Here is a 13,422-nt window from a genome sequence, read left to right as displayed (position 1 = left end):
TCTATCGTGCCTCTGAGCCGAGCAGCGCTTGCAGCGCCTCGGGGGAAAGGGATTCCATTTCGCGCAGGGCGGCCTGCAATGCATCGTCGGTGGCGCCGCCGCGTGAGGGCGACGCGCCCGCCTGCGCCGCCAGCCCGTCCAGGGTCTCGGCCAGCGCCGTCAGGCGGCTCGCCTCGAAGAGCGTGCGCAGCGGCACGTCCAGCGAGAGCGCATCGCGCAAACGCGAGGCGACCTGCGTCGCAAGCAGCGAGTGGCCGCCAAGCGCGAAGAAGTCGTCGTGACGCCCCACGCGCGGCACGCCCAGCACGTCCTGCCAGATGGCGGCGATGAGTGCTTCATGACCGTCGTGCGGCGCTTCGAAGCGTTGCGCCCCGACCGCTTCGGGCACCGGCAGGGCGCGGCGGTCGAGCTTGCCGTTGGGGGTAAGCGGCAGCGTGTCCAGACGCAACCACTGGCCCGGCACCATGTACGCCGGCAATTGCCCGCCGAGGTGACTGCGCAGACGCGGCCACAGCGCCGACGCTTCGACCGGCGAGACCACATAGGCCACCAGTTGCTCGCCTGCGCCATCGTCACGCACCAGCACGGCGGCGTCCGTCACGTCGTCGTGACGCAGCAGTTGCGTCTCGATCTCGCCCAGTTCGATCCGGAAGCCGCGCAGCTTGACCTGCGCGTCGCCGCGCCCGAGATAGTCGAGCGTGCCGTCGGCCAACCGGCGCGCGCGGTCGCCGCTGCGGTACATGCGCTCGCCCGGCGCGCCCTTCGGGTCCGGCACGAAACGCTCCGCCGTCAGGCCGGCCTGCCCCAGATAGCCGCGCGCCAGCCCTTCGCCGCACACATACAGGTCGCCCGCCACGCCGGGCGGCACCTCGTTGAGACCGGCGTCCAGCACGCGCCAGTCGAGATCGGCAATCGGCTCACCGATGGGCGAACCCGCCGTGTCCTCGGGGCGAAGTCGGCGTTGACTGACGTGCACCGTGGTCTCGGTAATGCCGTACATGTTCGTGAGCTGCGTGGCCTCGCCGAAACGCTGCCACCAGGGGGCGAGCCGCGCGGGGGTGAGCGCTTCTCCGCCGAACACGATATGGCGCAGCGTCGTCGCGACCGCATCGGCCGGCATCGCGCCGAGCCACTGATAGAACGCCGAGGGGGTCTGGTTGAGCACCGTCACCCCTTCGCGGGCGACGAGCGTCCACATCGCCGCCGGATCGCGTGCGGTGTCCTGCGAGACGACCACGAGCCGGGCGCCGTGAACCAGCGCGCCGAAAATCTCCCAGACGGAGAAGTCGAACGCGTAGGAGTGGAACATCGTCCAGACGTCGTTGGCATCGAAGGCGAAGTCCGGCGAGGTGCCGAGCAGCAGGCGCATCAGGTTGCGATGCGTCAGTTGGGCCCCCTTCGGCCGTCCCGTCGATCCCGACGTGTAGATCACGTACGCGAGTTGATCGACGTGAACCTCGCGCGCCGGCGCATCGCTGCACAACGTGTCGTCGGCCAGTATCGATTCGATGGTGTGCGCACCGGCAGGCAGCCACGCGGCGCCGGCCTGCGACGCCTGCGTGGTGACGTGCGTGATGACGTGTGTAACGCCGGCGTCTGCCACCATGTAACTCAGGCGCTCGGCGGGATAGGCGGGATCGAGCGGCACGTAAGCCGCGCCGGCCTTCAGAATGCCCAGCATCGCAACGATGAGATCCGTGCTGCGCGACATCGCGAGACCGACCCGCGCTTCCGGTTCCACCCCTGCGCGGATCAGCGCCTGCGCGACGCGGTTGGCACGGCTGACGAGATCGGCGTACGTCACCTGGCCGTCGGCATCGCTTACCGCGACCGCGTCGGCACGTGCGGCGGCCTGCGCGTCGATGGCCAGATGCACAGGCATCGGCACCGCAACGGTGACACGACGCCCACCGTTGCCGGGCGTCGTGGCGGCGTCCGGCACCATCGCCAGGCGCGCGACCGGCGTCTGCGACTGCGCTATCGCGACGTCGAGCAAGGTCAGCCACTGCTCGCCGAGACGGCGGACGGTCGGCGCATCGAAGACATCGCAAGCGTATGTCAGCCATCCGCGCAGCGCTCCCGTCTCGTCTTCCTCCGTGTCGAGCGCGAGATCGACCTGCGCGTGATGCGCACGACGTTCGACGGCCTGCATTTTCACTCCGGCCAGATCGCTCAGCGGCGCGAAAGCACGCTTCTGGTGATTGATCGACACCTGGAACAGCGGGTGACGTGAAACGCTGCGCACCGGGGCGAGATGCTCCACCAGCCGCTCGAACGGCACGTCCGCGTTTTGCTGGGCGGCCAGCAATTGATCGCGGATCTGCGTCACGAGCGATGCGAACGTCGTCGGCGCGCCGATCTGCGAGCGCAGCACCTGCGTGTTGACGAAGAAACCCACGACCGGCTCGACAGATTCATGCGTGCGTCCGGCGACCGGCAATCCGGTGCGCACATCCCCTTGCCCGGTGACGCGATGCATCAGCAGATGGAAAGCGGCGGCCATCACCATGAAGCGCGTCACGCCATGCTCACGGGCGAAGCGATCGAGACGTGCAGGCAACCCGGGCGAGACGCTCAGATCGATGCTCGCGCCCGCACCGTCGCGCACCGCCGGGCGCGCGCGGTCGAACGGCAGCGCCAGTTCGGGGTGCGTCGTGCCCAGTTGCGTGCGCCAGTAAGCGAGTTGCGCCGCGTGCGCCGGACTGCTCAACTGTTCGCGCTGCCACACGGCGTAATCGCCATAGCGCACGGGCGTGATGTGCGTGACGTGCGTCATCTCACGCACCGGCGTCGCGCCGCTCGCATGGGCGCGGTAAGCGCGGGCCAGATCGCCGATCAGCAGGTTCATCGACCAGCCGTCCGAGATCAGGTGATGCATGACCAGCATCAGCACGTGCGAGTGTTCGTCCACCTGCATCAGATGCACGCGCCAGAGCGGGCCGGCCGCGAGGTCGAACGGTTCGCGCGTCAGGCGATCGAGATGCGCCTGCACGGCGGCGTCTCGCGCCTCGACGGAGAGGTTCGCTGCAAGGGCGTCGCGAGTGAAAGCGACCGGTCGCGTGGCGTGCACGTGTTGCACCGGCGCGCCGGCCTCGGCATCGCTTGCCGAGACGGTCGTGCGTAACGCGTCGTGCCAATCGCAGAGCGTTTGCAGCGCGCGTTCGAGCGCGGCCACCTGCAACGGCCCATCGAGGCGCAGCGCGCCGGCAATGTGATAGGCCCCCGCCCGCGGCGCCATTTGCGTTTCCAGCCACACACGCATCTGCGACGACGACAGCGGGAAGGTGCGGCGATTCGCATCGCCGCGCGTCGGGCCGGTCGCGCTCGTGCCGGCGGGCGATGCCGCCTTCGCCTCAGACGGCGCGGCCAACGTCGCCAGTTGCGCAATCGTCGGATGCGAGGCCAGATGTTGCGGCCCGACCTTGATACCGCGCTTGCGCAGACGCGCGATCACTTGCAGTGCAAGGATCGAGTCGCCGCCGATCTCGAAGAACGCATCGTGACGCCCGACCTGCTCGCGTTTGAGGACCTCGCGCCAGATGGCGGCGATCTCGGCTTCAGCGCCTTCGTGCGGCGGGTTGCGGGCGGACTCGGCGGCCGACCCGGCGACATTTTCCTTCGCGGCGTCCGCTGCGGCGGCCATCGCGATCAGGGCGCGGCGATCCACCTTGCCGTTGGCGGTGAGCGGCAGCGTCTCGACGCCATCGAGTCGCGCCGGCACCCAGACGGACGGCAGCGCCTCGCTCAGCGCCGCGCGCACGGCATCGACCGTCGCCGTTCCGGTGAAAGCGCCATGCAGCCACGCCCCGCCGGGACCGTCGTGACGGGCCACCACGGCGGCATCGGCCACGCCCGGCACCCTGCGCATCGCCTGCGCCACTTCCGCCGGTTCGACGCGATAACCGCGAATCTTCACCTGATCGTCCATACGACCGAGGTAGACGAGCGCACCGTCGGCCCGCTGCACGGCACGGTCGCCGGTGCGGTACACCCGTTCGCCGCTGCGCCACGGATCCGGGACGAAGCGCTCGGCCGTTTGCGCCGGCGCGCCCAGATAGCCTCGCGCCAGCCCCGCGCCGCCGAGATACAGTTCACCGGCCACGCCCGGCGGCACCGGATTGAGGTCGGCGTCGAGCACATAGGCGTGAAGGTTCGCGAGCGGGTTGCCGACCGGGACGGGGGCGTCGGCGACGTCCGGTGGCAGCGCATGGGTGAGCGCCCCCACGGTCGTCTCCGTCGGCCCGTAGTGGTTGAGCACCATCAGGGCAGGATGCGCCGCGCGAATCTGCGCGACGAACGCCGCATCGAGCGACTCTCCCCCCGTAATCAGAAGCGCGCGCGGCAGCACTGCGGCCCCGGCGGCGTCGAACAAGCCTTTCAGATGCCCCGGCACGATTTTGAGCACGTCGACAGGACGCGACGCGCACCACTGCGCAAAGCGCTGCGCATCGAAAGCGCACGCTTGCGGCACGAGGTACAGCGCGCGCCCGAGGGCGAGCGCGCCGAACAACGTCGTGTGGCCGAGGTCGGCCGCCACGGTGGAGGCCATCGCAAAGCCGCCCGCCGCCCGTTCGCCAACGTCCGGCCCGCGCTGCGGGAGCTGTTGTGACAGCTGTTGCGGCAGCCATTGCGGCAACTGTTGCGCCACCGCCTGCACGTAGTTGTGCAACGCGCCGCGACTGACCACCACCCCCTTCGGCTCGCCGGTCGATCCCGAGGTGTAGATGACGTAGGCGGCTTGTGCAGGGTGCGGGCGCACAAGCGTCGGCGCGGGCGCGTCGCCGACACGCTTCAGATCGTTCCAGTGAAGCACGGGGGCCTGCGTGAGCGCCGGTGCGCCATCGTCGACGATCACCGCCTTCGACCCGCTCGCGCTCACGAGCTTGTCGAGACGCGCCGACGGCTGCGCCGGATCGAGCGGCACGTAAGCGGCCCCGGTCTTCCAGATGCCCAGGATGGCCGCCACGAGCGCGGCGCTGCGAGGCAGGCACACGGCAACACGGTCTTCCGGGCCGATGCCGCGGGCCTGCAACGTCGCCGCCAGACGATTTGCGAGCGCATCGAGTTCCGCGCGACGATACGCGCCGTCCTCGCCTTCGGCAGCCAGCGCGTCGCCATCGCGGGCGACATGCGCATGCCAGTCGTCGAGCAAATCCTGCGTCGGCCATACGGTGCGCTCGGCCGCCCGAGACGTCGCCTGGCGCAGCCCGACACACCCCAGCGGCGCATCGAACCCCTGAACGACCGCCCCCAGCAACGCCACGAACTGCTCGCCGAGGGCCTGCACGGCCGCATCGTCAAAGCGCTCGCGGGCGAAGGCCAGCACGAGACGCAGGCCGTCGTGCTGCTCGACGATCAGCGACAGCGGATAGTTGTTGCGCGCTTGTGTGCCGCGCTCGAGCAGGGACAGGCGCAGACCGTCGTCGCGCTGCCCGAGCAATGCGGCGTCGAGCGGGTAGTTTTCGAAGACGACGATGCTCTCGAACAGCGCCCCGTCGGCGCCCTCGCCCTTGCCTTCGCTCTTGCCCTCACGACGTGCCACACGCGTGATCGACGCCAGCGCGACATGCTCATGCTCGCGCGACTGCGCCGTCTGCGTCTGCAAATCGCGCAGCCACTGCGCCACTGTCCGACGCGGGTCCAGCGTCGCGCGCACGGGCAGCGTATTGATGAACAGACCGGCCATGCGTTCGATGCCGGGCACGGCCGCCGAACGGCCCGACGCCGTGACGCCGAAGACCACGTCGCGCAAACCGGCGTAACGCGCCAGCAGCAACGCCCATGCGCCCTGGCACAGCGTGCCGGGCGTCACGCCCGCGCGGCGCGCCGCGTCGCACCACGACTGCCATTGTGCCGGGGCGAGCGTCCAGGCCGCTTCGCCATGCCCGCGCGCATCGACGCGCGCGTGCGGTTCACGCGCGGCAGGCAGCGGTGTGGGCGCGCCCACGCCGTCGAGCAACTCGCGCCAATGGTTCAGCGACGCCGTCGCGTCCAGTTCGCGCTGCCAGACGGCGAATTCGGCGAATGACGGGGCTGTCGGGGCTGTCGGGGCGGACGGAGGGGAAGCAGTGGAAGCCGTGGCCGACGTGCCGTCCCCCGAGGTCGCGGCGTCGCTTGCCAGCGCGGCGTACCGGGACATGACGTCGCTCAGGACCAGCCCGGTGCTCCAGCCGTCGAGGGCAACGTGGTGGCTGCTCCACAGCAGCCACCAGCGGGCCTCGCCGACCCGCACCAGCGCCAGACGCGGACGGTGCGCATGCGCAAACGAGAAGCCCTCGGCGCGCTCGGCAGCGAAACGCGCGTTCAGACGCGCGTGCTGGGCTTGCGCCGTCGCATCGCGCCAGTCTTCCTGCGGTAGCAGATCGGCGCAGGGCGCGACCGTCTCACGCGCGTGGACCAGCAGAAGCGGTTGCTCACCGATGTCCGACACGTATGCGGTACGCAGCGCCGCGTGCTGCATGATCGCGTCGCGCCAGGCCTGTGCGAAGGCGTTCGTGTCGAGACGACCGTCGATCACGAAGCCTTTCTGGTAGAAATAGGGATCCGACGTGCCTTGCTGTTGAGCGTAGAAGAGCAAACCCTGCTGCATCGACGTTGCAGGCACGATGGCTTCGAGCGCCTGTAGCGAGGCCGGCAAGGCCGCCAGCTGCTCACGCGAGAGCCCGGCGTGCGGGAAGTCCTCCGCGATGACCGGCTCGTGGCCGGGCAGCGTCTGCGCCAGCGCGCGCAATGTCGCGCCGATCTCGTCGATGAGCGTGTGCACATCCTCACCGTCCAGACGCGAACGGTCGTAGCGGCAAACGAGCCGCAACGTGTCGCCTCGCTGCCAGACGTCGAGCGTCAGCCAGTTGGGCGGAGCGACATCCGGCGCATGCGACAGCCCGCCATCGACGATCTCGTCGTTGTCCGTGCGGCCAAGGAAGTTCACGGTGACGTGCCCCTCGGGCAAGGCGTCGAGCGTGGCGCGCGCCTGCGGTGCGCCCAGATAGCGCAACGCACCATAACTCGCGCCCGCCTGCGGCGCCCGTCGCCAGGCTTCACGGGCAGACGTCAACGTTGCCTCGGGTGTGGCGCCGACCTCGACGGCGAGCGGCCATGCGGCGGTGAACCAGCCCAGCGTGTGCGACAGATCCCCCTGCCCCTCGCCGTCGCGGCCGTGTCCCTCCACGTGCACGACATAGCGGCGCGCGTCGACGCGCTTGCCGAGCGTATGCGCCACGGCGGCACTCAGCACCTCGTGCATGCGCCCGCGACGCAATTGCGTCAGTGGCAGCGCAACGCCCGCCGGCCACGTCTGCTCGATCTCGCCGGTGCCGGTGCCGACATGCGTGTTTTTCGCGACATCGATCGCATCGAGCGCGCCGGACAATGCGTTGCGCCACATGTCGAGCGCCGGCCCGGCAGCTTCGCTGCGGGTCCAGTCGTGCCAGCGCTGCGCCCAGTCGCGCATCGACTGACCGACGCAGGGCAGCGCAGCGTCCGGACGCGCGAGCGCCGTTTGCCAATCGTTGAGCAGAATGCGCCACGAAACGCCATCGATCACCAGATGATGCGCCACGAGGAAACAGCGCAACGCACCGGTGTCGGTACGGACCAGCAGCGCGCGCAACAGCGGGCCGTGAGCGATGGACAGGCTGCGTTGCGCCTGCGCGAGCAAGTCGGCCAGTTGGGCGTCGTCGCACATGGCGGCGTGCCAGAGCAGATCGTCTGCGGCATGCGGCGCAACGTAACGGGCTTGCCATTGTCCGTCGCGCTCGATAAAGCGCAGTCGCAGGGCGTCGTGATGCATCACGACGCGGGCGAGCGCGTCGCGAACGGCGGACAGGTCGATGCCGTCGGGCAACCGCACCTCGACCCACTGATTCCAGTGGTCGCGATGCGCGATGTCCTGCCGGAAGAACCACGCCTGCACGGGCGTGAGCGGCACGTCGCCTGTCATCGGCTCCGGTGCGCGCACGGCGTCGTTCGCGTCGTCCACGGCACGCGCCTGGGCGGCAAGGCGCGCCAGCGTCTGATGACGGAAAACATCCTGCGCCCCCACCTGCCAGCCCGCCTGACGCGCGCGACCCACCATCTGCAATGCGACGATGGAATCGCCGCCAAGGGCGAAGAAATTGTCGTCGCGGCTCACCGAAGGTAAGCGCAGCAGTTCCTGCCAGAGCGCCGCCAGGGCGACTTCGGCAGCGCTCTGCGGCGCTTGGCCGCCGGCACTGCCCCATACCGGCGCAGGCAGCGCCGCACGGTCGCGTTTGCCGTTCGGCAGCTTCGGCAGCGTATCCAGCACGAGGATCAGGGACGGCACGAGGTAGTCCGGCAGACGCTGCGACAGCGCGACGCGCAGCGCCTCACCGTCGAGCCGCTTGCCCGCGACATACGCCACGAGCTGGTCCCCCGCCGGTCCTGCGGCCACGACGGCCAGCGCATCGTCAACGCCCGGCTCGCGCAGCAGTTGCGTCTCGACTTCCCCCGGTTCGATCCGAAAACCGCGCACCTTCACCTGCTGGTCGAAGCGGCCCAGATAGACGAGCGTGCCGTCGGCAAGACGGCGCACGCGGTCCCCCGTGCGGTACATGCGCGCCCCCGGCTCGCCACGCGGGTCCGGCACGAAGCGCTCCGCGCTCAGCGCAGGCCGTCCGAGGTAGCCGCGCGCCACGCCTTCGCCGCCGAGATACAGTTCGCCCACCGCGCCGAGCGGCACCTCGCCCAGCCACGGATCGAGCACCCATGCGCGACGGCGACCGACCGGCTCGCCGATCGGCGCGTACGCCTGCCCGGCCAGTTGCGCCGCGGGTTGTGCATCGAGATCGCCGTCGATGGACCACGCCACCGGCGTCATTACCGCCTCGGTCGGGCCATAGCCGTTGATCGTCTGGGCGGGACGGAACATCGCCTGTGCCGCACGCAATGCCGGCCACGGCATTGCCTCCCCGCCGAACGACAGCAGGCGCAGCGCCGGGGCGCCGGTCGCGCCGCTCGTCGCCAGACGGCACAGATAGGCCGTCGGGAAGCCTGCGTTGGTCACGCCGTGACGACGCATCGCATCGACCATCGTCTGGGGCGCCCAATGCCGTTCGTCCGCAATGAACAACGACGCGCCGCAGATCAACGGCGCCATCCAGCGCTCGTGCGCCCCGTCGAAATTGATCGACAGCACATGCAGCTCGCACACCTCGGGAGAGAGACGGTACTGCTCGCCGGTCGCGACACAGTGCATCGCGAGCGGGCCATGCGCCACCGCCACCCCTTTGGGCACGCCGGTCGAACCGGACGTGTAGATCAGATAGGCCAGTTGCCCGGGATGCAGCGCCACGTGCGGCGCACGGTCGGGCAATGCGGCATCGGCAACGATGTCGGCAATATCGGCGACGGTGGCGACGGCAGCGCCCCGTGCGGGCAGCCATGACGCCGCCATCAACGAGGCCTCGGTGAGCACGAGCGAGATGCCGGCGTCTTCTATGATCTGAGTGAGACGCTCGGCCGGATACGACGGATCGAGCGGCACGAACGCGCCACCCGCTTTCATGATGCCGAGCAACCCGGCGATCATGCCGGTCTGACGCGACATCGCCAATCCGATGCGCGTCTCGGGTGTCACCCCCTGCGCGAGCAACCAGTGGGCGACGCGATTCGACGCGCTGGCGAGTTCGCCATAGGTCAACGCGCCGGCCTCGTCGCGCAAGGCGATGGCCGACGCCTGTCGCGCCGCCTGCACGTCCACCCGTTCGGGCACGCTTCGGAACGGCAACGAGGCGTCGGCGGACAACGCGCCTCCTGCCCTTCGCTCCCCCCCCGGTACGCGCGCGAACGCCACATCGAGCGATGCCAGCGGTTGCGTCGACTGCGCCAGCAACGTCGCGAGCCCGGCGCGCCAGTCCGCGCCGAGGCGCTCGATGGTCTGCGCGTCGAACAGATCGGTCGGGAACGTGAGGCGTGCGCGCAGCGTCACGCCGTCGAGCGGGTCGGCACTCGCCCCCGCAGGCGCCTCGTGGCGTTCGTCGATATCGAGGGCCAGGTCGTATTGCGCGCCACCGGTCAGCGGCTCGGCGACCACGCTCAGGCCGGCCGGCCAGCCTGCCGCCGCGTGCGATGCCGCCGCATTCGTCACGTGATGGTTGAGCATCACCTGAAACAAAGGCGACTGCCCCAGACTGCGCTGCGGTGCGATGCGCTCCACCACGCGCTCGAACGGGGCATCGCGATGCGCGTGTGCGTCGAGCGCGCCGTCACGCACCTGGGCGACGAGCCGGTCGAAGCCGCCCGCCGGATCGACTTCCGCACGCCAGACCTGCGTGTTGACGAGGCACCCGAGCATGCGCTCCAGCCCCGCAACGTCGCGTTGTGCGATCGGCACCCCCACGCGAATGTCCGTCTCGCCCGCGTAGCGATGCAGCAACCACTGGAACGACGCGGCCAGCACGATGAACGGCGTGGCCTTGTGTTGCGCCGCGTATGTCAGCACGTCGCGTGTGAGGCCGGACGGGAATGCAAAGGCGAGCGTATGGCCGGCACCGCTGCGCAGCGCGCCACGCGCCCGGTCCAGGGGCAACGTCAGCACCGGCGACGGCTCCGGCAGACGCGCTTGCCACCAGTCGAGCTGGCCGGCGAGCGCAGCGCCGTCGACCTGCGCGTGCTGCCAGTGCGCATGATCGCCCGGCTGAACCGGCACGGCCTCGAACACCGGCGTTGCGCCGTTCGCACACGCGCTGTACGCCCGCGCAAGCTCGTCGACCAGCAGCGTCATGGACCATGCGTCGGTCAACAGATGGTGCAGGACGAAAACGATGCGGTGAGCATCGTGTGCCGTGCGCAGCACGCCCACGCGCCACGGCGGCGTCGCTTCCGGGGCGAACGGTTGCGCCAGCCATTCGCGTGTCAGACGTGCCGCAGCGGCATCCGCATCCCCCGTGCTCGCCAAATCGTGTTGCGTGAGCGGCACATCGGCACGTGCATGCACGATCTGAACGGCAACGCCGTCGCGCTCGTCGAACGTCGTGCGCAAGGCGTCGTGGCGCGAGGCGACGATGGCGAGCGCATGCGCGAACGCAGCGGCGTCGAACCGTCCCTTGACGAGCAACTGACCGCCAACGTGATACGCCGCGCTGTTGGCCGGATCCAGACGATGCACGAACCACAAGCGCGCCTGAGCGAACGACTGCCGGAAGATACGGGTGTCCGGCGTTTGCGCCAACGGCGTCGCCTTCGGGATCTGGTGAGCGGCCGCAGCGCTGGCGTCGCTGCCGACGCTCGACGGCATTGACGGCATTGACAGCTTCGGCAGCTTCGACAGCGCTTGCACCCAATCGCCGAGTCGCGCGTGCTCGTAAAGCGGGGCCAACGTCGCCTTCAGTCCGAGACGCTCGTGCACGCGCGCGAGCACTTGCATGGCCAGCAGGGAACTGCCACCGCACAGGAAGAAGTGATCGTCGGCATTGACCGTCGCCCGCCCGAGCACTTCGCGCCAGATGGCGGCGACCGTCTCGTAGTGCTTGTCCTGCGGGGTCGCGGCGTCTTGCGAGGCGTTCGGCGCAACGTCCGCATCCTTGCCGAGGACGACCCCGTTCTGCCAGGTCGCCCACGCGTCCAGCGAACCTTCGCGCCAGCCTCTGGCGCAGGCGCTGCGCTGCAACTTGCCGCTCGACGTCTTGGGCAGCGCGCCGGGATTGAGCAGCACCACGACCGACGCGGCTTGCTGACAGACGTCCGCAACCGCCACGGCGATGACTTCCGCCAGCGTTTGCGGCGGCACCATCTTCTGCACACTGCGCCCCACTTCCGCCGCAATACCGATGCCGGGTTCGCCGTCGATATCCACCGCAAACGCCGTTACCCGGCCTTTGCGCACCAGTTCGACATCGGCCTCGACAGCCTTCTCCAGATCCTGCGGATACAGGTTGTGGCCGCGCACGATGATGACGTCCTTGCATCGCCCGGTGATGTACAACTGATCGTCATGCACGAAGCCGAGGTCGCCGGTGCGCAGCCAGCGTCGGTCGTCGACCTGCACGAACGTGCGGGCGCTCGCCTCGTCGTTACGCCAATAGCCCTGCGCTACGCTTGGCCCGCTGACCCATATCTCACCGACGCCCCCCGCCGGGACCGGGGCGGGGGCGACATCGGGCGACTCGTTCCACGTCATCAGACGCACGTCGTGATCGAGCGGCGTGGTGCCGCACCCGACGAGCATCGCGCCGTCGTCGCTCGCCGCCGCGCGACTCGCTTCGGCGCGTTGTTGCGCCAGCGCGGCACGATCGAACCGGGCTGCCGTCATCCCGTCCCCACGTTGGCCGCCGGTGACGAACAGCGTGGCCTCCGCCAGACCGTAGCAGGGATATACCGCCTTCGGATCGAAGCCTGCGGGCGCAAATGCGTCGCAGAAGTCGACCAGCGTGTCGTGACGCACCGGTTCCGAGCCAGAGAACGCCAGCCGCCAGCCGCTCAGGTCCAGCGCGCCGATCGTCGCGGCGTCGATGCGCTGCGCACACAGGCGGTAAGCGAAATCGGGGCCACCGCTGACGGTGCCGCCGAACTTGTCGATCGCGCGCAGCCAGCGCACCGGCCGCTCCAGAAAGAATTGCGGCGACATCAACACCAGGCGCGCCCCGCGATAGATCGGCGACAACAAGCCGCCGATCAGCCCCATGTCGTGATAAAGCGGCAGCCAACTGACCATCGTGTCGTCGCGCGTCATGCCCAGCCCGGCGACGATGGCCGCTTCGTTGGCCATCAGGTTCGCATGACTGACCATCACGCCCTTCGGGGTGGATGTCGAACCCGAGGTGTATTGCAGGAACGCCAGATCGGCCGGCGAAACGTTCGTCTCCTGCCAGTCGGCGGCCGCGGCATCGTCGATGTCGTCGATCACCACGATCTCCACACCGCGCAACTCCGGCACCGCATCGCCGAAGGCCAGCATGGCATCGCGATGCTGGCGGTCGGTCAGCACGAAGCGCGCCTTCGCATCGTGCAGGATCGATCGCACGCGCGCGAGATGCTGCGGACGCGCCGACTCGGGCGGAAACGCCGGCACGGCAATGGCGCCGGCGTACAGGCAACCGAAGAAGCCGGCCACGTAATCGAGTCCCGTGGGCATGAGCAACAGCCCGCGCTCGCCGTGCGTCTGTCCGGCGGCCAGACGCTGAAGGGTCGCCGCGACCGCGCGAGCGCGCGTATCGAGTCCCGCGCAGGTGAGCGCCTGCCCGTCGCCGTCGTCGCTGGACAGCGCACGCAACGCTTCACGCGCCGGTTCGAGTCGGGCACGGGCACGCAGCAGCCCGACAATGTGTTCGATGGGGTCTTCGAGCGATGGGGGCGCGTCGTGGGAGGCGGAAGATGCTGCGCCAGGGGCGGAAGCGTCCGGCGAATGGACCGGGCCGAAGGGGACGGGCAAGCGGAGAGCGTCGTTCATGACGGTAGCGACTCACG

The 13,422-nt window shown here is 69.5% G+C and carries 1 protein-coding gene; it reads right to left on the bottom strand.

The features are described from left to right. Nucleotide 1: 1 nt before the first annotated feature. The gene (locus PAN31108_RS16690) at nt 2-13,405 is read right to left on the bottom strand and encodes a non-ribosomal peptide synthetase (protein ID WP_150669938.1); all 13,404 of its coding nucleotides are present in this window, start codon (nt 13,403-13,405) and stop codon (nt 2-4) included. Nucleotides 13,406-13,422: the final 17 nt, after the last annotated feature.

This window comes from Pandoraea anhela (genome assembly GCF_902459655.1).
GTDB lineage: Bacteria > Pseudomonadota > Gammaproteobacteria > Burkholderiales > Burkholderiaceae > Pandoraea > Pandoraea anhela.
Note: the sequence above shows the minus strand (reverse complement) of the source record. Positions and strands in the feature narration are given on the sequence as shown.

Excerpts from the sequence above, each read along its gene's own strand:
- PAN31108_RS16690 (WP_150669938.1), bottom strand. The coding sequence starts at position 13,405 with ATGAACGACGCTCTCCGCTTGCCCGTCCCCTTCGGCCCGGTCCATTCG.